Source organism: Microbacterium sp., assembly GCF_031180975.1.
In the GTDB taxonomy this organism is placed as follows: domain Bacteria; phylum Actinomycetota; class Actinomycetes; order Actinomycetales; family Microbacteriaceae; genus Microbacterium.
Genome location: NZ_JAPSLI010000008.1, coordinates 89,182 through 113,041 on the forward strand (window position 1 = coordinate 89,182; position 23,860 = coordinate 113,041).

A 23,860-nucleotide genomic window follows, 5' to 3' on the forward strand; every position below is an offset into this window, starting at 1 on the left:
GGCCGGACGCCGAAACAATAGAGCGCGACCGAAGCGGTGAGCAAATCGTCGCGTGCTCACTGCGCAAGCCGCGCGGTCAGCGCCGTATGCGCGGCAGGCCGCTGGGCATTCTGCACGGTGGTGCGCTCAGCGCGCGGGCGACAGCTCCGCGGCATCCGTCACCGGCAGGCGGCAGACGAACGCCCGGCAGTCGTAGGCGGCGCCGTCGGTGGCGTCCTTATCGGCGAAGAGCTCGAAACCGGCATCCGCGAATCGCCGCGCCTGCTCGGGTGTGATCACGGCGACCACGTCGGCGTCGACCCGGCGGGCGGCGGCGGCGAGCGCGCCGTCGGTTTCGGAGGTCACCACGACGACCTGCCGCGGCGGCGTGGCGAGTCCTGCGGCGACCCCCAGCAGTGCTCCGAAGGCGAACGGCTGGGCGAGAGCCCGCGCCGTGACCCGGCCGACGAGCTCCTCCGCGCGAGCGCGATGCCGCTCCCCCGCCCCCAGCCGCCACGCCGTGAGAGACGCGGCGGCCAGGGCGGCCGTTCCCGACGGCAGGTCGCCGTCGCTGTCGTCGGACGCGCCGGGGATGCCGTGGGCGGCGAGCACCGGGTCGGCGGCGGCCTCCACGTCGAGCAGGTCGAGAGCGGATGCCGCCCACGCGGCGTCGCCGGAGGCCAGGGCGAGCGCGAACAGCCCTTCCGCCAGCAGTCCGAGGTCGGCGGCGGTGGCGACGGCAGCAGAAGCGACACCCTCCACCGAGGTGCGCACCAGCCGGCCGTCGCCGTCACGGTTGACGGCGAGGACGTGACGGGCGGCGTCGGCGGCGGCGGCCACCCAGTCCGGTTGGCCGAGCGCCCACCCGGCCCGCGCCAAGGCCCCGATCGCGAGGCCGTTCCAGCCGGTGATCACCTTGGCGTCCACCGCCGGCGGCTCCAGCTGCGCCCGCTGCGCGGCATCTCGCCGGTAGTAGCCGCCCTCGTCGCGCACCCCGTCGATCCACGACTCGGAGTCCTGCGCGGCGCCGAAGCCGCCGGACGGACGGCGCAGCACGCCGAGCAGGAACGCCGCCACGCCGCGCGCGACGTCGTGCGCACCGTCATCGAGGGCGACCTCGAGCAGTTGCGCGTTGTCGGTCAGCATCCGCTCGTAGTGCGGCACGCTCCAGTCGCGCTGGGTGGCGTAACGGAAGAAGCCGCCCTCCACCGGGTCGCGCAGCTCAGACCCGGCCATCGCCGTCAGGGCGCGGTGCGCGGCGGCGCCCTCGCCGACGACCTGCAGGAACCGCAGGGTGGTCGCGACCGGGAACTTCGGTGCTCCTCCGAACCCGCCGAACCGGGGGTCTTCACGTTCCAGGATCTTCGCGGCGGCAACGCGCAGCGCCTCGGCGTCCGGCAGTGCGGAGGGCTCGACGGCGGCCGCGGCGGCGAGCGCCTCGGCGACGGCATCCGACGACTCCTGCACCTGCTCGCGGCGCTCGGTCCACGCCTCGCGAACCGCCGCGAGCACTTCGCGGAACGCCGGCAAGCCGCCGCGGGAGACCGGAGGCCAGTAGGTGCCGGCGTAGAACGTGCGCCCCTGCGGCGTCGCGAACACGGTCAGCGGCCAGCCCAGGTTCTGCGTGAAGGCGGACGCTGCGGCCATGTACGCGGCGTCCACGTCGGGGTGCTCCTCGCGGTCCACCTTCACCGCGACGAAGCCGGCGTTGATGACCGCGGCGGTCGATTCGTCGGCGAACGACTCGCGCGCCATGACGTGGCACCAGTGACAGGTGGAGTAGCCGATCGAGATCAGCAGCGGCACGTCTCGACGGCTCGCCTCGTCGAACGCGTCCTGACCCCACGGATGCCAGTGGACGGGGTTGTCCGCATGCGCGCGCAGGTACGGGCTGAGGGCGGCGGCGAGACGGTTCGTCATGCTCTCACGCTACGCCCGCCACGGGCGGCGTGGGCCGGCGGCGACATCCCGCGAACACGCACCGACACCCCGGGTACGCGTCGCGGGGTCGCCGCGACACCCCGGGTACGCGTCGACACCCCGGGTCTCGTGCGTACGCGACCCGGGGTGTCGGCGGCAGGGCGGGGTGTCGGCGACACCCCGGGATGCCGTCAGTTCAGTTCGTCGGGGTGCGAGCCCACCCGGCCGGAGCCGTCCAGCGGGTCCAGCGCGTCGATGCGACCCATCTGCGTCGCGTCGAGCTCGAACCCGAACACGTCGATGTTCTCGCGCATGCGCTCGGCACGCGACGACTTCGGGAACACGATGAACCCCTTCTGCAGGTGCCACCGCAGCACCACCTGGGCGGGAGTGCGTCCGGTCTCCGTCGCAGCCTCGGCCACCGCGGGCGTACCGAACAGGTCGTACTTGCCCTGACCGAGCGGCCCCCACGACTCGATACGGACGTCGTGCGCGGCCGCCCACTCGGTCACCTCGCGCTGCTGGTACGCCGGGTGCAGCTCGATCTGGTTCACGGCCGGGGTGACGCCGGTCTCGGCGACGATGCGTTCCAGGTGCGGCACGAGGAAGTTGGACACGCCGATCGAGCGGGTCAGCCCGCGCTCGCGGATGCCGATCAGCTTCTCCCACGCGTGCACGTAGTTGTCCCGTGCGGGCGTAGGCCAGTGCACGAGGTACAGGTCGACGGCGTCGAGGCCGAGCTTCTCCAGGCTCTCATCGATCGCGGCATCCGGCTCGTCACCGTCGTGCCGGTCGTTCCACAGCTTGGTGGTGATGAACAGCTCGTCGCGCGGGATGCCGCTCTTCGCGATCGCCTTGCCGACACCCGCCTCGTTGCCGTAGATGGCGGCCGTGTCGATGTGCCGGTACCCGGCCTCGAGCGCCTCGCTCACCGCGCGCTCGGCCTCGTCGGCCGGCACGAGGAACACGCCGTAGCCGAGCTGGGGGATGCTGTTTCCGTCGTTGAGTTCCAGGGTGGGGATCGTCATGACGCCCAGCATAGGGCTTGTGATGACAGGAGCCGCCGAACGACCGGGGGCGACCGACCGGCGGGTGGATCGGAATACGATGGAGGGCTATGTCTTCGCCCGTGATCTCCTATCCGCCCGAGCTTCCGGTCAGCGGCGCCCGCGAGGAGATCGCGGCGGCGATCCGCGACCACCAGGTCGTCGTGGTGGCCGGCGCCACCGGATCGGGCAAGACGACCCAGCTGCCGAAGATCTGCCTCGAGCTCGGCCGCGAGCGTATCGCGCACACCCAGCCGCGCCGCCTCGCCGCACGCACCATCGCCGAACGCGTGGCCGAGGAGCTGCATGTCCCGCTCGGCGACCTGGTCGGCTACAAGGTGCGCTTCACGGATCAGGTGTCGGACGCCACCCGCATCGCGCTGATGACCGACGGCATCCTGCTCAACGAGATCCACCGCGACCGGCTGCTGCGCCGGTACGACACGATCATCATCGACGAGGCGCACGAGCGTTCCCTCAACGTGGACTTCCTGATCGGGTACCTGCGCCGCATCCTGCCCGAGCGCCCCGACCTGAAGGTGATCATCACCTCCGCCACCATCGATCCGGAGAGCTTCGCTCAGCACTTCGCACGGCCTTCGCCCGGTTCGGGGGACGAGCCGGTGCCGGCTCCGATCATCGAGGTGTCAGGACGCACGTACCCGGTCGAGATCCGGTACCGTCCGCTGGTCGAGGACGCCGACTCCGCGGTCGTTGAGCGAGGGAGCGCAGCGACCGAGACGAAACGCGGGTGGGTCGCCGCGGAACCCGACGACGAGGTGTCCGCCATCGTCGCCGCGCTGCGCGAGCTCGACCGCGAGGCCCCCGGCGACGTGCTGGTGTTCCTTCCCGGCGAGGCGGAGATCAGGGACGCGGCGGATGCCGTGCGCGCCGCCTACCGGTCGGCGGCCGCTCCCGTGGAGGTGCTGCCGCTGTACGGCCGGTTGTCGGCGGCCGAGCAGCACCGCGTCTTCGAACCCTCCACGGTGCCCGGCGTGCGCCGCCGGGTCGTGCTGGCCACGAACGTCGCCGAGACCAGCCTCACGGTGCCCGGGATCAAGTACGTGATCGACACCGGGACGGCGCGCATCTCCCGCTACAGCGCCCGTTCGAAGGTGCAGCGGCTGCCGATCGAGGCGATCTCACAGGCGTCGGCGAACCAGCGCTCCGGGCGCGCCGGGCGCACCAGCGACGGCATCGCCATCCGGCTGTACAGCGAGGAGGACTTCGAGCGCCGGCCGGAGTTCACCGAGCCGGAGGTGCTGCGCACCTCCCTGGCATCCGTCGTGCTGCAGATGCTTTCACTCGGGTTCGGCGACATCACCGCCTTCCCGTTCCTCACTCCCCCGGACTCCCGCGGTGTGAAGGCCGCCTTCGACCTGCTGGTCGAACTGGGGGCGGTGACCGCGTCCACCCGGCCGGGCGACCGGCCGCGGCTCACGCGGATCGGCCGGGAGATCTCCCGGATGCCGATGGATCCCCGCTTCGCCCGGATGCTGGTGGAGGCCGCCCGACCCGGAACCGCGCCCGGCGTGCTGGCGGACGTGCTCGCGATCGTCGCCGGACTCTCCATCCAGGACGTCCGGGAGCGCCCGTCCGCGGACGCCCCGCAGGCGGTCCGCGACGAGGCCGAGCGGATGCATGCACGTTTCACCGACCCGACCAGCGACTTCCTCGCGCTGCTCAACCTCTGGAACCACCTGCGCGAACAGCAGCGGGAGCTGGGCTCCAGCGCGTTCCGGCGCATGTGCCGCAGCGAGCACCTCAACTACGTGCGGGTGCGTGAGTGGTTCGATGTGCACCGCCAGCTGCGCACTCTGGTGAAGCCCGCCCTTCGGTCGTCGAGCGACGAGACGAAACGGGATGCCGGGAAGGGTGGCGCCGCCGACCCCGACGCGATCCACCGCGCGATCCTCGCCGGGCTCCTATCGCAGATCGGCATCCTGGACGAGCGCACGGCGGCGGCGAGCGCGAACAAGGCGAAGGAGCAGCGCCGCCGCATCGCCGAGTACCGCGGCGCACGCGGCATCCGCTTCTCGATCTTCCCCGGCTCCGGGCTGCGGAAGAAGTCGCCGCCGGCCGTGATGGCGGCGGAGATCGTGGAGACCAGCCGCACGTTCGCCCGCACGGTCGCCGCGATCGACCCGGCCTGGGCGGAGACGCTCGCCGGCGACCTCGCGAAGCGGCAGGTGACGGAGCCGCACTGGTCGAAGGATGCCGGTGCCGCCGTCGCCTACGAGAAGGTGACGCTGTTCGGTGTGGAGATCATCCCGCGACGCCGGGTGCAGTTCGCGCGGATCGACAGGGCCGGCGCGCGCGAACTGTTCCTGCGGCACGCCCTGGTGGAGGGCGAGTGGGATCCGTCGCGGATCGACAAGCGGGTCAGCGCGTTCTGGCGCGCCAACGCGGAACTGCGCCGGCGTCTGGAGAAGCTGGAGGAGCGGGAGCGGCGCCGCGACATCCTCGCCGGAGACGAGGCGGTGTTCGCGTTCTACGACCAGCGCGTCCCCGCCGACGTCTTCGACGTGCGCTCGTTCGAGAAGTGGTGGCGAGAGGCGCTGCAGCGCACCCCGAAGCTGCTGGTGATGCGCGAGGAGGACCTGCTCGAACGCGACGACCGCGCATCGGGCGACGAGTTCCCGACCCGCTGGACGCAGGACGATCAGGTGCTCGGCCTCGCATACCGCTTCGAGCCGGGGGCGCCGGACGACGGGGTGAGCGTGGTCATCCCGCTCGCCCTGCTGCAGCAGGTGCGCGACACCGGCTTCGACTGGCAGGTGCCGGGGCTGCGCGCCGAGCTGATCACCGGTCTGCTGCGCGCGCTGCCGAAGGCGATCCGCCGGCACGTCGTCCCCGCGGCGGACTGGGCCGACAGGTTCGGGGCGGAGCTCGCCGAGGACGGCCCCGAGAAGCACGCCGGGATGCCGGATCGCTCGCTCAAGGAGGCGCTGGCGCGCCTGATCCAGCCGCTCGCGAACCAGCCGGTGTCGGCGCAGGACTTCGACGACGAGCGGGTGCCGGCGCATCTGCGGATGAACTTCCGCGCCGTCGACGAGCGGGGACGCGTCGCCGGGTCGGGTCGCGATCTGCGCGAGCTGCAGGCCGGGCTCAGCGACCGGTCGCGGGCGAGTGTCGCCCGGTCGCTGACCCGCGACGGCGCCGGAAAGGCGACCGCCGCCTCCACGTCCCCGGCCGGGCCCACCCCGCCGGGGATGCTCCGCCAGGCTCAGCCGCCGGCCGGCGCGTACCAGCGCGACGGCGTCACGACGTGGGACTTCGGCGACCTGCCGGAGGTGCTCGACACGAAGGTCGCCGGCGGTGTGGTCCGCGGCTATCCGGCGGTGGTGGATGCCGGGAAGTCGGTCAGCCTGCGCGTGGAGGCGACGGCCGATGCGGCGACGGCGGCCACGCGCGCCGGCATCCTGCGGCTCGTGCTGCTCGCCGTGCCGTCCCCCGCCTCGTACGTGCAGGAGCACCTGACGGCGCAGGAGAAGCTGGCGCTCGCCGCGTCGCCGTACCCGAACGCCGCAGCACTCATCGAGGACTGCCGCGCCGCCGTGGCGCGCAAACTGATCGACGAGGCCGTGCCCGGCGGGATCGTCCGCAGTGAGGCCGAGTTCGCGCGAGTCCGCGACGCCGTGTCCGCGGCGCTGGTGGACGAGCTGTTCTCCGCCGTGTCGCTGGTCGCCCGCATCCTGACCAGGGCACGGGAGGTGGAGCGGGGCATCAAGCAGCAGAACTCGCTGTCGCTGCTCGGGCCGCTCAACGACATCCGCTCCCAGCTGACCGCACTGCTTCCGGCCGGCTTCGTTTCCGCCACCGGCATCCACCGCCTGGCCCATCTGCCCCGCTACCTCGACGGCATCGTGGAGCGGCTGCGGACCCTGGCGGACGAGCCGGGCAAGGACCGCGTGCGCATGACCGAGTACGAGCGGATGGCGACGGCGTACCAGGACGCGGGCGGGAGCCTGCCCCTGCCGCCGGACGCCCCCGCGCACCTCGTCGAAGCGCGGTGGATGCTCGAGGAGTACCGGATCAGCCTGTTCGCGCAGCGGCTCGGCACCGCGCAGCCGGTGTCGCCACAGCGGATCACGAAGGTGCTGTCCGGGCGCGCGTGACCGGCGCCCGCCGCGGCGCGTTAGCCTGGCATCATGGCTCGCGCGATCGTCCACACGGAACTCGGCTCCCCTGACGTCCTCCGCCTCGTGGAGGTCCCCGACCCCGTCGCCGGCCCCGGCGAGGTCGTCGTCCGCATCGAAGCTGCGGGAGTGAACCCGATCGATGCCAAGCAGCGCTCCGGCATCCGCCCGCTCCCGCCGATCGTGGAGCCGCGCCGGGTCGGGTTCGACGGCGCGGGGGTGATCACCCAGCTCGGTGACGGTGTCACCGGCCTCGGGGTGGGCGATCGGGTCGCGATCCACGACACCCGCGGCACCTACGCGACCGCGCTGGCCGTGCCGGTGCGCAACCTCGCGCGGCTGTCGGACGGCGTCACGACGGCCGAGGGCGCATCCATCGGAATCCCTGCGGGTACCGCCTACCAGTCGCTGCGCTCGCTGCACGTGCGCAAGGGCGACACCCTGCTCGTGCACGCCGGCTCCGGCGCCGTCGGCCAGGCGGCGGTGCAGTTCGCCGTGCTGTGGGGCGCGCGCGTCGTGGCGACGGCGAGCCCGGAGCGGCACGACCAGGTGCGCGCGCTCGGCGGTATCCCGGTCGCCTACGGCGATGGTCTCATCGACCGGGTGCGGGAGGCCGCGCCGGACGGCGTCACCGTCGCGCTGGACTGCGCGGGCACCGACGAGGCCATCCGTACCTCGCTCGAGCTGGTGGCCGACCGCGAGCGCATCGCGACGATCGTGCGGGGTCCGGATGCCGCGGATTTCGGCATCCGCGCCTTCTCGGGCGGCAGCCCCGTGCCGCTCACCGACGAGGAGAAGGGCTGGCGGTCCGAGGCGGTGCCGCTCACGATCAACCTGATCGAGGCCGGCGACTTCCAGGTCGAGCTCGGGCCCGAGCTGCCGCTCGCCGAGGCCGCGCACGCGCATGAACTGATCGAGCAGCACGCCGCGTACGGCAAGATCGTCCTGGTTCCCTGACCCGCCCGGGGCGACCTCGATCGTCCGAGTTGTGAAGCACGGACGGTTACGCTGAGAGGCATGACCGGACTTCGCTGGGGCATCCTCGCCACGGGCGGCATCGCTGCCGCCTTCGCCGCCGACCTGCGCACCGCGGGGCTCGACCTCGTCGCCGTCGGCTCGCGCTCGCAGGAGGCGGCCGACGCCTTCGCCGCGCGGTTCGACATCCCCCGCGCGCACGGCTCGTACGAGGCGCTCGTCGCCGATCCGGACGTCGACATCGTCTACGTCTCCACGCCGCACCCGATGCACCACGCCAACGCACGGCTGGCGCTCGAGCACGGCAAGCACGCGCTCGTCGAGAAGGCGTTCACCGTCAACCGCGCCGAGGCGGAGGACCTGCAGCGGCTCGCCGCCGACAAGGGCCTGCTCGTCATGGAGGCGATGTGGACCCGGTACCTGCCGCACATGGTCCGCCTCCGCGAGATCATCGCCGCCGGCACCCTCGGTGAGATCCGTGCCGTCAGCGCCGACCACACCCAGCTGCTGCCGTCGGACCCGGCGCACCGCCTGAACGCTCTCGAGCTCGGCGGCGGAGCCCTGCTCGACCTCGGCATCTACCCGATCTCGTTCATCTGGGACGTGCTGGGCGCGCCCACCAGCATCCAAGCATCTGGCCGCCTGGTCGACACCGGCGCTGACAGCGAGGTCGCCACGGTGATGACGCACGCCGGGGGCGCGGTCTCGACCAGCCTGTCGTCCTCCCGAGCCGCCGGGCCGAACCGGGCGGCGGTGATCGGCACCGAGGCGCGGGTGGAGATCGACCGGTTCTTCTGGTCGCCATCGGTGCTGCGCGTCTTCGCGCCGGACGGGTCGCTGATCGAGGAGTTCGACGGCCGGCCGGGCGCCGACGAGGGCCGGGGCATGCAGCACGAGGCGCTCGCCGCCGAACGACTGGTCGGCGAGGGCAACCTCGCCGGCGACATCCTGCCCATTGCGGAGACCGTGGCGATCATGGGGACGCTCGACGAGATCCGCCGCCAGATCGGGGTGCGCTACCCCGGCGAGGAGGCCATCGATGGCTGAGAGCACGCGCGTCGCGGTCTACCTCGACTTCGACAACATCGTCATCTCCTGGTACGACCGGGTACACGGCCGCAACGCCTACGGCAAGGACCGGCAGCGCATCACCGAGAACCCCTACGACGCGGAGGTCGCGGAGCGACTCAGCCGCGCCATGATCGACGTCGGAGCGATCATCGACTATGCCGCGTCGTTCGGCACCCTCGTGCTCACCCGCGCGTACGCCGACTGGTCGTCGCCGGTGAACGCCGACTACCGCTCGCAGCTCGTCGGCCGTGCGGTGGATCTGGTGCAGCTGTTCCCCGCCGCGGCGTACGCGAAGAACGGCGCGGACATCCGCCTCGCCGTGGATGCCGTCGAGGACATGTTCCGCCTGCCGGACCTCACGCACGTCGTGATCGTCGCCGGTGACAGCGACTACGTCCCACTCGCGCAGCGCTGCAAGCGGCTCGGGCGCTACGTGATCGGCGTCGGGGTGGCGGGATCGACCGCCAAGGCCCTGGCCGCGGCGTGCGACGAGTTCGAGTCGTACGACTCGCTGCCGGGCGTGGTCCGTCCGCCCAAGCAGGCCGAAGCCGTGGTCGCCGCGCCGGCGAAGGAGAAGGCCGAGCCGAAGGCCGCTCGCACGCGCAAGGCGAAGGCGTCCGCCAAACCCGACGAGCAGACCGAGGCGACCCAGCTGCTCGAGCGCGCCCTGCGTCTCGGCCACGACAAGGCGGACGCCGACGAGTGGCTGCACAGCTCGGCGGTGAAGACGCACATGCGGCGCATGGACCCGTCGTTCAGCGAGAAGGCTCTCGGCTACCGCTCGTTCTCGGACTTCCTGAAGTCCAGGGACGACATCGCCGAGCTCGAGGAGACCGGTCACGAGCGGCTGGTCCGACTGCGCGAGCTCTGAACCTCGCCGCACGATTGACCCCCACGACGTCCGCAGCGCTTGTTAGGCTCGGCCCCGTCGCCCGTTGACGGGCGCGTCCGGACGAATCTCGATGAGGCGGTACGTCATGCAGAACTCCCCCTTCCGTCGTCGCCTGGCGGCGGCAGCAGCCCTCGCGCTCACCGTCGGCGTCACTCCGACAATGGCAGCGGCCGCGGAACCGGTCCCGACCAGGGTCAGCCCCCAGCAGGGCGGCGCGGATGCGGCCGAACGCTACGCCGAGCAGACCCTGCAGTCGATGACCCTCGAGGACAAGGTCGGGCAGCTGTTCATCCTGTTCGCCTACGGCCAGACCCCGACGACCGATGATCCGCGCAACACCGCCCTGTACGGCGAGTCGAATGCGGCCGGGATCATCGAGGAGTACGAACCGGGCGGATTCATCCTGTTCTCCGCCCGTGACAACATCACCGACCCGGTGCAGGTGGCCACCCTCACCAACGGACTGCAGGACGCGGCCGCCGACGCCGGCGCCGGCATCCCGCTGCTGATCAGCACCGACCAGGAGCAGGGGATCGTGACCAGGATCGGCGCCCCCGCCACGCTGTTCCCCGGCAGCATGGCACTCGGCGCGGGCGGCAGCGAGAAGGACACCCGGAAGGCGGCCGCGATCACCGGCGAGGAGCTGCTGGCGATGGGCATCCAGCAGAACAACGCCCCCGTCGCGGACGTGAACGTCAACCCCGACAACCCGGTGATCGGCGTGCGCAGCTTCTCGTCCGACCCCGGACTCGTGTCACGGTTGACCGCGGCGTCGGTGCAGGGCTACCAGGACGACGCGGGCATCGTCGCCACCGCCAAGCACTTCCCCGGCCACGGCGACACCGCCACCGACTCGCACACCGGCCTGCCGGTGATCACCCACACGCTCGAGGAGTGGCAGCGCATCGACGCCCCGCCGTTCCAGGCGGCGATCGACGCCGGCGTGGACTCGATCATGACCGCGCACATCGTCGTGCCCGCGCTCGACGACAGCGGCGACCCGGCGACGCTGTCGGAGGAGATCGTGACCGGCCAGTTGCGCGAAGCGCTCGGATTCGATGGCGTGATCGTCACCGACGGGCTGGAGATGGCCGGCGTCCGGCAGAAGTACGGCGACGGCGAGGTGGCCGTGCGCGCCCTCGAGGCCGGTGTCGACCAGCTGCTGCTGCCCGCTGCCCCGCAGGTGGCGTACCAGGCCATCGACGACGCGCTCGAATCGGGGCGACTCACCGAGGAGCGCATCGACGAGTCGGTGCGGCGCATCCTGATCATGAAGTACGGCCAGGGCGTCATCGACGACGCGAACGTGGACGTGACCAAGGTCATGAACACCGTCGGCAAGCGGTCGCACCTCCGTGCCGCGGAGAAGATCACCGACGCCACGACCACGCTGGTGCGCAACGAGAACGACGCGCTGCCGCTGTCGGTCGACGGGCGGACCGTGCTGGTCACCGGGTTCGGCGAGACCACCGGCCGCACCTTGGCCGCACAGTTCGACGCCCGCGGGGCGCACGCGACGGCGATGGCGACAGGGACGGCACCCAGCGCCGCCCAGATCGAGCAGGCCGTCACCGCCGCCGAGGACAGCGACGTCACGGTCGTGCTGACCAACAACGTCTCCGCGACCAGCACGCAGCGACAGCTGGTCGAGGCGCTGGACGCCACGGACACGCAGCTGGTCGTGGTCGGCGTGCGCAACCCGTACGACATCAACCGGTTCCCCGGGGTGGACGAGTACGTCGCGACGTACTCGTACGCGACTCCGGCAATGGTGTCGCTGGCGAAGGTGATCACCGGCGAGATCGATCCGGTCGGGACGCTGCCCGTCGACATCCGCTCGGCCGACGATCCCAGCCAGATCCTCTACCCGCTCGGCCACGGGCTGACCTGGTGAGGGCGGATGCCGGGGCTCGGTCGCTCTGAGCCCCGGCATCGGGTGCGCTCAGGTCGCGCAAACCGCCGGTAACGGCATCCGCTCCCCGCGCGGGTCGCAACGGATGCCGCTCAGCCGGCCCGAAAGCGGCAGAAATCGCGACCCGAGCGAGGGGGATGCCGGGGTAGCGGACCTTACTGGTTCGAGAACGCGGCGTCGAACGACGCGGTCGGCTTCGGCCACAGCAGCGAGCGTACGAACTGGACCGCCTGGGCGGCGCCGTGCAGGCGGTCCATGCCGGCATCCTCCCACTCGATCGAGATGGGTCCGGTGTAGCCGATCGCGTCGAGTGCGCGGAAGGCGTCCTCCCACGGCACGTCGCCGTGCCCGGTCGATACGAAGTCCCAGCCGCGTCGTGGGTCGCCCCACGCCAGGTGCGAGCCGAGCACGCCCGCGCGCCCGTTCTGTGGACGCATCCGGGTGTCCTTGCAGTCGACGTGGTAGATGCGGTCCTGGAAGTCCCAGATGAAGCCGACCGGGTCGATGTTCTGCCACATCATGTGCGACGGGTCCCAGTTGAAGCCGAACGCCTCGCGGTGCTCGATAGCCTCCAGCGCACGGACCGAACTCCAGTAGTCGTACGCGATCTCACTCGGGTGCACCTCGTGCGCGAAACGCACGCCCTCGGCGTCGAAGACGTCGAGGATCGGGTTCCAGCGGTTCGCGAAGTCCTCGAAGCCGGCGTCGATGACGTCCTGCCCGACGGGCGGGAACATCGCCACATACGGCCAGATGGAGGAGCCGGTGAACCCGACGACGGTGTCCACGCCGAGCTTGCGCGCCACGCGCGCGGCGCGCTTCATGTCCTCGGCGGCGCGCCGGCGCACGCCCTCGGCGTCTCCGTCGCCCCAGAGGTAGTCCCTCAGGATGGCCCGGTGACGGAAGTCGATCGGGGCATCGCACACGGCCTGACCGGCGAGGTGGTTGGAGATCGCGAAGATCTTCAGCCCGTACCGGTCCAGCACCTCCCTGCGCGATGCCACGTAGGCGTCGTCCTCGTCGGCGCGCTTCAGGTCGAGATGATCGCCCGACGCGGCGACCTCGAGGCCGTCGTAGCCCCACTCGGCGGCGAGGCGAGCGACATCCTCGAACGGCAGGTCGGCCCACTGGCCGGTGAACAGGGTGACGGGGTGCTGAGCCATGGCTGATCTCCCTCGATTGTCAGGCGGTGACGTCCGCCAGCCACCTGGCGGTGTGCTTGGCGCTCTCGTTCGGGTCCATCGACGCGCGGTCGACCTCGATGATGATCCAGCCGTCGAAGGTGTCCGGCAGTGCCGACAGCGTGTCGACGATGTCGAGCTGACCCAGCCCCGGCTCACGGTACAGCCCGAGGTCGGTGGCGCGCTCGTAGCTGAGCCCCTCCTCGCGGGTGCGGCGCGCCAGATCGACGTCGAGGTCCTTCACGTGCAGGTCGAGCACGCGGTCCGCCCACTTGGCGATCGCCTGCTTGGCGTCGATGCCCGCCCATTCCAGGTGTCCGATGTCGAACGACGCCCCGAGCCGGGTCTCGTCGATGTTGCCGAGCACGTGCTCGTATTCCTGCTCCGTCTCGATCCAGGTGCCGACGTGGTTGTGCAGCCCTGGTCGGACGCCCTCCGCGTTGAGCACGTCGACTGCCTCATCAAGGATCTCGGTGATCTCATCCAGTCGGTCCTGCGAGAAGTCGTATCCGATCGCGGGCTTCTGCCAGCGGATCGCCTGCTGGTTCACCTCGGCCGCGAGGAACACCGTGCTGAGGCCGAAGTAGTTCGACTCCTCGGCACGACGGCGCACCTGGTCGAACCAGTGGATGCGCTCGAACGAACCCTTCTCCAGCCTGCCGCCATGGTCGGAGGGCAACGGCACCTGCACGTACCCGGGGGCGAGCTGCAACCCCGCCTCCTCGATCATCCGGGCGTAGTTCTGCAGCGTCTGGGTGTCGAGCACCTCCATCATGGTCGCGGTGAACCCGGCATCCCGGATCTGCGCGAGCACGTCGGGGTACTCGGCGACGAAGGCGGGGTCGGCGAAACGCCAGAGGCTCGCGCTGTCGAGGTCGTTCGGGTCCTCCTTGACGTTGATCCACTGGATGGCGTTGAGCGCGAACTTGAGGTCTTTGATCTGCATGACGGAACCCTTTCGATCGATCACTTCAGGCCGGCAGTCGCGACGCCCTGGATGAAGTACTTCTGCAGGAACAGGAACAGGATGAGGATCGGCAGCAGCACGACCATGGCGCCGGCGAGCAGCAGGCCGAACGAGATCGTGTTCGACGCCTGCGACGCCACCGCGAGCCCGACTGGGGCGGTATAGGTCTTCTGGGACTGCGCCACCACCAGCGGCCACAGGAAGTTGTTCCACGAGGCGAGGAACGACAGGATGCCCACGGTGGCGAGACCCGGACCGGTGAGCGGCAGGAAGATGCCGAAGAACAGCCGCGCCTCGCTCGCGCCGTCCAGCCGCGCGGCCTCCATCAGCTCGAAGGGAACGGAGTGCGCGAACTGCCTCATGATGAACACGGACAGCGGCATCACCAGCAGCGGCAGGATGACCGCGGTGAGCGTGTCGACCAGCCCGAACTGCACGACCAGCACGAACTGCGGCACGAAGAGGGCGACGTAGGGCACGATCATCGAGACGATCACGAGCGGGAAGACGGCTCCCCGTCCGCGGAAGCGGAGCTTCGCGAGTGCGTAGCCTGCCATCGCGCTGAACAGCACGTTCCCGATGATGACCACCACGGAGACGATGATGCTGTTCGTCAGGTACGTGCCGAAGCCGCGCTCGGCGAACAGTCGCACGTAGTTGTCGAACTGCACGGCCTGCGGGAGCCAGGCGCCGGGATCGGAGAGGAACTCCGCCTGCGTCTTGAAGGATCCGAAGAGCACCCAGACGAACGGCAGCAGCATGAAGACGGTGATGACGATCAGCGCCGTGTAGTTCAGCGCCTGACGGGTCGGGGACGGAGTGTTCAATGTTTCGGCCTCAGCATTCGGAACTGGATGACGGCCACGACGCCGACGAGCAGGAGCAGCAGCACCGAGCCGGCCATGGCGGCCGACACGTTGCCGAACCCGAACTGCTCATACACCCACACCGCCATCGACCGCGTGGAGCCCAGAGGGCCGCCGCGCGTGAGCAGATAGGGCTCCTCGAAGATGTTCAGGAACGACACGGTCATCAGCACGCTCACGAGCAGGGTCGTGGGGCGCAGCAGCGGCAGGGTGATGGACCACAGCCGCCGGACCCAGCCCGCGCCGTCGGTGGCCGCCGCCTCGTAGACCTCCTCGGGCACCGCCTGAAGCCCGGCGAGGAACAGCACCATGCAGGTGCCGGCAGTGCGCCACACCCCCATCATGACGACGGTGGTCACCGCCCAGCCCGGCTCACCGAGCCAGTTGGGCGCGGGCAGTCCGAGATCGGCGAGCGAGGTGTTGACCGGCCCGGTGATCGAGAACGCGTACTGCCAGATCACCGCGGCGGCGACGATGTTGGTGATCACCGGCACGTACGCGGCGGCGCGGAAGAACGGCCGCAGCCGCCGGATGCCGTTGTTGAGCATGAGCGCGAGGGCGAAGCCCAGCGCCATGCTCAGCGGCACGCACAGTACGACGAACAGGATCGTGTTGAGGAACGAGCTCTGGAAGGACGGGTTGGCCAGCACGCTGGCGAACGAGTCGAACCCGACGAAGTTCACGGCCAGCGGATCACGGATGTCGCGCGCCGCCATGTCCGTCAGGCTGGCGCCGACTGCGAGCACACCCGGAAGCGCGGTGAACACCAGGAAGATCGCGAGGAAGGGCGCGAGGAACAGCCAGGCGGTGATCGTCTCCGCCCGGCTCCCCTCGTGCGCCTTCCGGCCGCCCCGGAAGCGGCGCGAGGGCGCTTCCGGGGCGGTGACGGCACGTGTGACGGTGGAGGTCATGATGGTTACTCGGCGCCCGTGCCGATCGCTTCAGCCTGCTTCTGAGCCTCGTCGAGAGCATCCTTGGCCGAGACGTCGTCGCGGACGACGCGTTCGATCTGCTGTCCGATCACGGCACCGACCTGCGCCCAGGTGGGCACATTCGGCTGCCCGACGCCGACCTCCAGAGATTCGCGCACGGCCTCGAGCAGCGGGTCGCCCTGCATCTCGGGCTCTTCCCACGCCGCCTTGACCGCCGGCATGTTCTTGAAGATCTGGTACCACTTCACCTGTGACGACGGCTCGGACATGAAGCGCGCGAACTTCCATGCGGCGTCCTTGTTCTCGCCGTCGCTGGGCACGAACCAGCTGCCGCCGCCTGTCGTCGACGCGGAGTCGCCGGACGGGCCGACGGGGTTGGGCGCGAACGCGAGGTGCTCGGCGCCCCAGCCGGCTCCGTTGGCGTCGTCGAACCAGGATGCGAACCACGGTCCGCCGTCGACGATGGCGGCGTTCTTGCCCTCCGACGACCAGGGCACGGTGTCGAGGAACTGCGGGCCGTCCGGCGACGCGAGACCGTCCTTGACGAGGCTCGCCCAGTACTCGAGGGCCTCGACGACCTTCGGGTCGTTGATGGTCCACTCGGACAGATCCTCGCTGATCATGGACCCGCCGTTCTGCGCGGCCATCACCTGGACCTGCCCGGCAGTGTACTGGTCGTAGTTCACCGCCAGCGCGAACGGGAACTCGACGCCCTGGGCCTTCAGAGCCTCGCCGAACTCGCGCTGCTCCTCCCAGTTCGTCGGAGCCTCGACGCCCGCCTGCTCGGCGATGTCCTTGCGGTAGATGAGCATGTTCGCGTAGGAGTACCAGGGCACGCCGTACGCGACGTCGTCCACCACGGAGTTCTGCCAGATGGCCTCGAAGAAGTCGTCCTCGTCGACGAGTCCTTCCGGCACCGGGTCGAATCCACCGGTGGCGAGCAGACCCGCCTGGTTCTCGGTGAAGATGTACACCAGGTCGGGAACGGTGCCGGCGGTGATCGCGGCGGTCATCTTCGACGCGAACTCTTCGCCGGGAACCTCCGTCATGTTGATCTCGACGTCCGGGTTCTCCTTCTGGAACTCGTCGAACATCTCGGGGAGCTTGGCGCCGTCGGCGCCCTGCGTCCAGAGCTCGACGGTGCCGGTGGCGGGCTTGTCGTCGATCTTGGGTCCGTCGGCGGCCGGCCCGCTGCTGTCGTCGCCCCGGCCGCAGCCGGTGAGCAGCAGAGAGGCGGATGCGGCGAGCGCGACGCCGGCCGTGATCGCCTTGCGGCGACGCGGGGTGAGGGTGTGCATCGCAGTCAACTCCTTCGTTGTCGGGTGGTGCTGTGTGTTGTCGGGTGGTGCTGTGTTGTCGGGTGGTGGGTGGATCAGATGCCGGCGCTGATCGCCCGTGCGATCCGCACGGAGAGGGTCGCGCCGGTCAGGGTGGCGTTGCAGGTGAGGGCGGTCGGGACGACGCCGTTCCCGGCCAGGAACAGGTTCTCGAAGCCCCATACCCGCCCGTCGGTGTCCACGACGCTGGTGCCGTCGTCCGCCGGGCCCATCCGCACCGACCCGGTGTAGTGCAGTGACGCCCCGGGCGGGAGGATCTCGGAGTCCTGATCGGGGAAGTCGCCGACGGCGTTGGCCGCGGCGCGCTGCACCTGCATGGTCTGCCGGATCACCTCCATGTCCTTCTCGGAGTACGAGAAGTGCACGGTCATGCGCGGCATCCCGAGCGCGTCATGCTGCTCGTCGGAGAACTCGATGCGGTTCTCCGGACGGATCTCGGTTGCGCAATACCAGCCGACGCCGAGCACGTGCTTGCCGTCGAAGGCGCGCTCCATGAGTTGGCCGTGCGCGGGACGCTCGGCGCCGACCGACGGGCTCCAGTAGGACCCGATGAACGGCTCGCCGGGCGGGGGCGTCGGGATGTCCGCGCCGCTGAGGCCGAACCGTGCGGCGTCGATCTCGACGTCGCCGTCGATCGAGGCATGCTCGTTCAGGCGCACACCGAGCGCCTCCGGTCGGATGCCGGACGCCCAGAGCAGCTGCGGGGTACGCAGGGCATCGGCGGCGATCAGGAACCGGCGCCCGCTGATCGTCGTCGTCTCGCCGGTGGCGAGGTCGCGCACCTCCAGTCCGGTGACCGTGCTGCCGTCGTGATGGATGCGGGTGACGAACAGTCCGGTGCGCAGCTGCACGTTGGGCTCGCTCGCGTCGAAGAGATACGGGGCGATGTCGCGCGGACCCGTCCGCGCGAACGGGCGGTCGACGTGCGGGATCCCCGCCATCGGCATGTAGCCGAACTCGCGCTCCGGGTCGGGGCTGGGCACGGCCTCGCGGATCGCGGCGAAGATCGGCTCGGTGAACGGGTTGTCCACCAGCGGGCCGACGTAAGTGCGCAGCAGGCTGCGGGCGGTTTCGAGGTCGGCATCCCATTCCTGCCGGGGAAGGAAGTCGGGCACCTCCTCGGCGTAGGGCCAGGGGGTCGCCGCCGTCCAGTGCACTCCCATGCCGCCGATGTTCCACGACACCGACGCGCCGGGGAACTGCGAGAAGTCGTGACCGAAGAAGGCCGCCGGGAAGACGCCGGTCGATTCCGCGTTCCAGCCGTCTCCCTCGATCTCGACCATCGCACCCTTCACGTACTCGATCTGCCGAGCCCGACGCATCAGGTCCTCGTACGAGGCGTTCATCGCGTTCTCGTCGACCTCGACGAGGTGTTCGCCGGCGACGCCGGTGATCATCGGGCCGGCCTCGATGACGAGGATGCGCGCCTCGGGATTGCGCTCGTGCACCTCGCGGGCGACGATCGAGCCGTTCGGGCCGGAGCCGACGATCACGAGGTCGAAGACGTCTGACATGCTGGTCACTTTCCTCTGTCTTTCGGGTGTCACTGCAAGAGCACGGGGACGTCGACCCAGTGTCCGCCAGCCGCCGCGGCGAGCACGGCTTCGGTGAGCTGGGCGGCGCGCACGCCGTCGGCGAAGACCGGCAGCCCGTCGGGCTGGTCGCCGCGGATGGCCGCGTGGACGTCTGCGATGAAGCCGTTGAACGCGTCCTGGTAGCCCTGTGCGTGACCCACCGGCACCCGCGAGAACCTGGCCACCCCGGGATGAGCGGTCTGCGGATCGCGGAACAGGTGCTGGCTCGCGTCGCGCCGGCCGATCCACAACTCTTCTGGTCGCTCCTGGTCGAAGCGGAGGCTCGAGCGCGTGCCGTGCAACTCCAGGGTGAGGGCGTTCTTGCGCCCCGCCGCCATCTGCGACACGAGGAGGGTGCCGATTGCGCCGGAACTCAACTCGACGAGCAGGGTCACGGCGTCCTCGTTCTCGACCGTGTGACCACCGCGTTCGGGATACACGGTCCGTGCACGGGCGGTGAGGCGGACGATGCGTTCGCCGCTGACGAACTCCAACAGATCGCACAGATGTGAGCCGATATCGGCGAACGCCCGTGACGGTCCGCCGTCGGTCGACGTCGCGCGCCAGTCGTCGTCTTCCGGGAGCAGCATCCAGTCCTGCAGATAGCCGCAGTCGACGGTGATCAGCGCGCCGATCTCACCCGCCGCGACCCGAGCGCGCGCCTCTCTGACCATCGGGTGGTACCGGTAGACGAACGGAACGGCGGCGACCACGCCCCGATCGGCGGCGGCGGCCGCGAGGGACTGGGCGTCGGCCAGGGAGGTGGCCAGGGGCTTCTCGCACACCACATGCTTGCCGGCGTCGAGCGCCTGCAGCGCGAGGGCGGCGTGCGTGGCGTTCGGGGTGCACACGTGCACGACATCCACGTCGTCCGTCAGCAGGTCGGCGGCGTCGGCCGCCGCCCGGCGCACACCCAGCTCGGCCGCGGCGCGGACGGCGCGGTCAGGGGTCGAGCTGGCCACCACTGCGAGTTCCGCGCCTGCGGCACGCGCCGCACGGGTGTGCACATGAGCCATGAACCCCGCGCCGAGGAAGCCGGACCGGATCGTCCGGATGCCGGTATCGGTGACGTCCGTTGTCATGACGATGAGTCTGACACCCTTTTCCAACTTTTGCTAGTTCTACGTCAAAAGTTTTCTCTTCGTCGTTAAATGTTGCCGATTCCAACGACGGAAGGTGTGGTTTACTGACGCTATGAGCGAGACGGAGCGCCAGCCGGGGACGTCGCCCCCGGGTGCCGGCGACCTCCTGCAGCTGCTGCTCGACGGGCAGGCGCGAACGAAGGCCGAGCTCGTGCATCTCACCGGGCTGGCACGATCGACGGTGTCCTCACGCGTTGACGCGCTGTTGAGTTCGGGCCTGGTCGTTCCTGCCGGCGAGGGCGCTTCGACCGGCGGTCGACCGCCGTCGCGGGTGGCCTTCCATCCGACTGCCGGGCTCGTCCTGGCCGCAGACCTCGGCGCCTCGCACGCGACAGTGGCGATCTCGGACCTCAGCGGGCGCATCCTCGCGATGACCACGAGCGGTCTGGACATCGCAGCCGGCCCCGTGGCGGTGCTCGACGCGGTTATCGCCGAAGGGGAGTCGCTGCTGACCCACGACGGTGTTCCCCGTTCGCGGTTGGTCGGTGTGGGCATCGGCGTCCCCGGCCCTGTCGAGCACTCCACCGGCCGCCCGTACAACCCGCCCATCATGCCCGGGTGGGACCGCTTCGACGTGCCCGGCTACGTGCAGCGGACATTCGATGTGCCGGTGCTGGTCGACAATGACGTGAACGTGCTCGCACTCGGCGAGCAGGCCACCAGCTTCCCGGACACCACAGACCTGATCTTCGTGAAAGTCGCCACCGGGATCGGCGCCGGCATCATCGCGGGCGGGCAGTTGCAGCGCGGCGCTCAGGGCTCCGCCGGTGACATGGGCCACGTGCGGGTGCCGTATTCCGTCGACTCGCCGCATGAGCCCGGCGAGGAGCGAGATCTCGAGGCGATGGCCAGCGGCACCGCCATCGCGGCGGCGCTGCGCGAGCAGGGCATCGCCGCTGACAGCAGCGCGGACGTCGTCGAGCTGATCCGCTCGGGCAATGTTGCCGCGATCGAAGCCGCCCGCCAGGCGGGGCGCGATGTCGGTGAGGTCCTCGCCTCCGTCGTGAACCTGCTCAACCCGTCGATCATCGTGCTGGGCGGCAGCATCGCCCGAGCGGGGGAACATCTCCTCGCCGGCGTGCGCGAGGTCGTCTACCGGCGCTCCATCCCCCTGGCCACGCAGCATCTGGCCATCGTCCAGACGCAGACGGGCGAGCGGGCGGCGGTCGTCGGCGCTGCGATCATGGTAGCCCGTGAGGTGCTCGCTCCCGGCAACGTCGACGCGTACATCGCCCGACGCGTCTGAGCGCCGCGGCCGCGGGCTAGTCTCGGACCATGGATCACCTGTTCGCAGGCCGGCAGCACGACGTGCCCTTCACCGTCCGCAATCGGACGGTGAACGGCCGCGCGGTCGCCGAGCGGACGCTGCATCTTCCCGCCGGCGACTGGACCATGAAGGACGTGGTCTCCGCGAGATCGAACGGCCAGGTGATCGACCGGATCGGAGAGCCGCCATCCCTTGCAGCGGCGTTCGACGTGGACGTCGACGGCGAGGGCTCGCTGCTGCTGCGCAGCCGGGCCGTGGGACTGAGAGTCGGACGACTGCGGCTGCGCGTGCCCGCACCGTTCGCGCCGGTGATCCGGCTGCGCGAGAGCCCTGACCCCGCAGCGAACGGTCAGCGAGTGCACCTCACCGTCGACCTGCCGGTCGTCGGGCGCCTGTACGAGTACCGGGGCAGCTTCCGCTACCGCATCGAGAAGGAGTCCGCGTGAGTCGTGTGGTCATCGGCGGGTCGACCGGATTCATCGGTCGGCACCTGCAGGAGAAGTACCGCCGCGAGGGCAGGGAGGTCGTGACCGTCTCCCGCTCGGGCGCCGACCTCAGCTGGGGCGATCAGGCCGGCATCGACGCGGCGGTGGACGGCGCGGCGCTGGTGGTGGGTCTCGCCGGCAAGAGCGTGAACTGTCGATACAACGCCCGCAACCGCGCGGAAATCTTCCGCTCTCGCCTGGAGACCACGACCGCGCTGAGCTCAGCGATCCGCCGCGCGACGGCACCGCCGCCGCTGTGGGTGAACTCGTCGACCGCGACGATCTACCGACACGCCGAGGACCGCCCGATGACCGAGTCCACCGGTGAGACCGGCACCGGATTCTCCGTCGACGTCGCGAAGGCGTGGGAGCGTGCCCTGTTCGCCGATGCCCTTCCCGCCACACGCCGCGTGGCCCTGCGCACCGCGATCGTGCTCGGTGACGCGGGCGTGCTCGGCCCGATCCGCACGTTGGCCCGCCTCGGGCTGGGCGGCACGCAACGGGATGGCTGGTGGCCGATCCTTCCTGGCCGCCGCGCGGCGGGCACCGCACACCACCCGGGCGCCCGGGGCGGCAGGCAGCGCTTCAGCTGGATCCACGTCGACGACGTGCTCGGCATCGTCGACTTCCTCGAGCAGCGCTCCGACATCGACGGGCCGGTCAATGCGGCCAGCCCGCATCCCGTGGACAACCCCGAGTTCATGTCCACCGTATGGCGGGTACTGGGCGTGCGCTTCGGCCCGGCGACGCCGCGATGGATGCTGGAACTCGGCGCCATCGGCATCCGCACCGAGACGGAACTGATCCTGAAGAGCCGGTGGGTGCTGCCGGAGAAGCTCACCGAGGCGGGGTACGTGTTCCGGCGTCCCGATCTCGAAGAGGCCGTGCGGGCGTCGTTCGCGGCGACGGAGCGGGTCTAGCCGTCGGTGCGCTCGCCACCCTCGCGGCGGCGCTTCTCGATCTCCTGACGGAGCCGCCACTCCTCGATCTCGCGGTCGAGGTCGGCGATCTGCTGCTCTGTGGTGCGGGTGTCGACCGGGGTGGGCGGCGCGGCCGGGGCCTCGCGACGTGCGGTGCGCGACTGGGTGGGCCGTCCCAGCCGGATGCCGTTCTCGGGGTACTCCCGGCCGATCGCGAACCACAGGATGCTGCCGATGAGCGGCAGCAGCACCACGAGCAGCAGCCAGACGAACTTCGGCATGAACTTCACCTGCGCGTCGTCGCGGCGGATGATGTCCACGAGAGCGAACACCATCAGCGCGATGGTCAGCAGAGTGAGCACGAACGACATGCTCTCAGGGTAGACGACCCCGGCGACTCGAGAAGGGGCTTGCCTTCCGCCCTCACTCCGCTCCCGTCGCGACGGGTCTCCCTGGGGTGTTCGACCAGGCGCTCCACGAGCCCGGGTACACCGTCACCTCGCGGCCCACGATCGCTCCGGCGAGCGCGAACTGCGCCGCCGTGATCCCCGAACCGCAGTACGCCGCCACCGGTGCGTCCGCGCCGGCGCCGATGCGGTCGAACGCCGCGGCGATGTCGGATGCCGGACGGAACCGGCCATCGGGGGTGAGCAGCTCGGCGATCGGCAGGTTTCGTGCCCCCGGAACGTGCCCGGCGACCGGGTCGATCGGCTCCACCTCGCCGCGGTAGCGCTCCGCGGCGCGCACGTCGACCAGGACGCCGGTCTCGGCCCAGCGCGCCGCGCCGTCGGTGTCGATGTCGCCGTCCCTGCCCGGGGAGCCGAGCTCGATATCGCCCTCCGCCACGTCGACGTCCCCGGCCTGCACCGCACCGCCGGCGGCGACCCACGCCGACCACCCGCCGTCCAGCACACGCAGGTCCGGCAGCCCGGCCCGGCGCAGCGCCCACCATGTACGCGATGCCGCCAGCATCCGGTGGTCGTCATACACGACGACCGGCACGCCGCGGCGCACACCCCAGCGCCGTGCGGCTGCGGCGAGCTGCGCATCGGACGGAAGCGGATGGCGCCCCTCGTGCGGCGCGCCGTGCCGTGACAGCTCGCGCTCGACGTCGACGAACACCGCTCCCGGGATGTGCCCGGCGAGGTACTGCTCCCGACCGTCGTCCCTGCCCAGCTGCCAGCGCGCGTCGAGGACGTGCACCTCACCGAGCCTGTCGCGCAGTTCATCTACCTGGATCAGCGGGCTCACAGCG

Annotated in this window: 19 protein-coding genes; 8 read left to right on the top strand and 11 right to left on the bottom strand. The window is 70.5% G+C overall.

What is annotated here, in order from left to right; genetic code table 11:
• Positions 1–126: 126 nt before the first annotated feature.
• Positions 127–1,899 (bottom strand): thioredoxin domain-containing protein, encoded by a 1,773-nt coding sequence (locus RIF65_RS11780; RefSeq protein WP_309065732.1) that lies wholly within the window; start codon positions 1,897–1,899, stop codon positions 127–129.
• A 191-nt stretch (positions 1,900–2,090) separates the two neighbouring features.
• Complete coding sequence (locus RIF65_RS11785) at positions 2,091–2,927, bottom strand: aldo/keto reductase (RefSeq protein WP_309065731.1); 837 nt, start codon at positions 2,925–2,927, stop codon at positions 2,091–2,093.
• A gap of 89 nt (positions 2,928–3,016) precedes the next feature.
• On the opposite strand from RIF65_RS11785, the gene hrpA reads away from it, so the two are divergent.
• From hrpA to RIF65_RS11810, 5 genes are all read left to right on the top strand, one after another.
• On the top strand, positions 3,017–7,063 hold the full coding sequence (gene hrpA / locus RIF65_RS11790; protein ID WP_309065730.1) for an ATP-dependent RNA helicase HrpA: 4,047 nt from the start codon (positions 3,017–3,019) through the stop codon (positions 7,061–7,063).
• A 33-nt stretch (positions 7,064–7,096) separates the two neighbouring features.
• Positions 7,097–8,041: a quinone oxidoreductase family protein gene (locus tag RIF65_RS11795; RefSeq protein WP_309065729.1), complete on the top strand. Its 945-nt coding sequence runs from the start codon at positions 7,097–7,099 to the stop codon at positions 8,039–8,041.
• Positions 8,042–8,101: 60 nt separating this feature from the next.
• Positions 8,102–9,106, top strand: coding sequence for a Gfo/Idh/MocA family protein (locus tag RIF65_RS11800; RefSeq protein WP_309065728.1), 1,005 nt, complete (start codon positions 8,102–8,104; stop codon positions 9,104–9,106).
• Positions 9,099–10,001, top strand: coding sequence for an NYN domain-containing protein (locus tag RIF65_RS11805; protein WP_309065727.1), 903 nt, complete (start codon positions 9,099–9,101; stop codon positions 9,999–10,001). The genes RIF65_RS11800 and RIF65_RS11805 overlap by 8 nt, the downstream gene beginning before the upstream one ends.
• Before the next feature lie 106 nt (positions 10,002–10,107).
• Positions 10,108–11,916, top strand: a complete 1,809-nt coding sequence (locus tag RIF65_RS11810) for a glycoside hydrolase family 3 protein (protein ID WP_309065726.1) — start codon at positions 10,108–10,110, stop codon at positions 11,914–11,916.
• Positions 11,917–12,089: 173 nt separating this feature from the next.
• Here RIF65_RS11810 and RIF65_RS11815 read toward each other — a convergent pair whose 3' ends face one another.
• The 7 genes from RIF65_RS11815 to RIF65_RS11845 form a co-directional block, all read right to left on the bottom strand.
• Positions 12,090–13,097, bottom strand: a complete 1,008-nt coding sequence (locus RIF65_RS11815) for a sugar phosphate isomerase/epimerase family protein (RefSeq protein ID WP_309065725.1) — start codon at positions 13,095–13,097, stop codon at positions 12,090–12,092.
• Between the two features lie 19 nt (positions 13,098–13,116).
• Complete coding sequence (locus RIF65_RS11820; protein ID WP_309065724.1) at positions 13,117–14,061, bottom strand: sugar phosphate isomerase/epimerase family protein; 945 nt, start codon at positions 14,059–14,061, stop codon at positions 13,117–13,119.
• A gap of 20 nt (positions 14,062–14,081) precedes the next feature.
• Entirely contained in the window at positions 14,082–14,909 is an 828-nt protein-coding gene (locus RIF65_RS11825; RefSeq protein ID WP_309065723.1) for a carbohydrate ABC transporter permease, read from the bottom strand.
• Positions 14,906–15,859 (bottom strand): carbohydrate ABC transporter permease, encoded by a 954-nt coding sequence (locus RIF65_RS11830; protein WP_309065722.1) that lies wholly within the window; start codon positions 15,857–15,859, stop codon positions 14,906–14,908. The genes RIF65_RS11825 and RIF65_RS11830 overlap by 4 nt, the downstream gene beginning before the upstream one ends.
• Before the next feature lie 5 nt (positions 15,860–15,864).
• On the bottom strand, positions 15,865–17,178 hold the full coding sequence (locus RIF65_RS11835; RefSeq protein WP_309065721.1) for a sugar ABC transporter substrate-binding protein: 1,314 nt from the start codon (positions 17,176–17,178) through the stop codon (positions 15,865–15,867).
• A gap of 74 nt (positions 17,179–17,252) precedes the next feature.
• Positions 17,253–18,731 carry a GMC oxidoreductase gene (locus RIF65_RS11840; RefSeq protein WP_309065720.1) on the bottom strand — a complete coding sequence of 493 codons (1,479 nt, stop codon included), beginning with the start codon at positions 18,729–18,731 and terminating at the stop codon, positions 17,253–17,255.
• Between the two features lie 29 nt (positions 18,732–18,760).
• Positions 18,761–19,873 carry a Gfo/Idh/MocA family protein gene (locus tag RIF65_RS11845; protein WP_309065719.1) on the bottom strand — a complete coding sequence of 371 codons (1,113 nt, stop codon included), beginning with the start codon at positions 19,871–19,873 and terminating at the stop codon, positions 18,761–18,763.
• A gap of 112 nt (positions 19,874–19,985) precedes the next feature.
• Here RIF65_RS11845 and RIF65_RS11850 point away from each other — a divergent pair, with 112 nt between their 5' ends.
• From RIF65_RS11850 to RIF65_RS11860, 3 genes are read left to right on the top strand one after another with little or no spacing between them, the layout of a single operon-like run.
• Positions 19,986–21,179, top strand: a complete 1,194-nt coding sequence (locus RIF65_RS11850; protein WP_309065718.1) for an ROK family protein — start codon at positions 19,986–19,988, stop codon at positions 21,177–21,179.
• A 29-nt stretch (positions 21,180–21,208) separates the two neighbouring features.
• Complete coding sequence (locus RIF65_RS11855) at positions 21,209–21,646, top strand: DUF4166 domain-containing protein (protein WP_309065717.1); 438 nt, start codon at positions 21,209–21,211, stop codon at positions 21,644–21,646.
• Positions 21,643–22,605: an epimerase gene (locus RIF65_RS11860; protein ID WP_309065716.1), complete on the top strand. Its 963-nt coding sequence runs from the start codon at positions 21,643–21,645 to the stop codon at positions 22,603–22,605. Before RIF65_RS11855 ends, RIF65_RS11860 begins: the two co-directional genes overlap by 4 nt.
• Here the strand turns inward: RIF65_RS11860 and RIF65_RS11865 are convergent.
• Positions 22,602–22,976, bottom strand: a complete 375-nt coding sequence (locus tag RIF65_RS11865; protein WP_309065715.1) for a PLDc N-terminal domain-containing protein — start codon at positions 22,974–22,976, stop codon at positions 22,602–22,604. The genes RIF65_RS11860 and RIF65_RS11865 overlap by 4 nt on opposite strands.
• 52 nt (positions 22,977–23,028) lie before the next feature.
• The gene (locus tag RIF65_RS11870; RefSeq protein WP_309065714.1) at positions 23,029–23,856 is read right to left on the bottom strand and encodes a sulfurtransferase; all 828 of its coding nucleotides are present in this window, start codon (positions 23,854–23,856) and stop codon (positions 23,029–23,031) included.
• Positions 23,857–23,860: the final 4 nt, after the last annotated feature.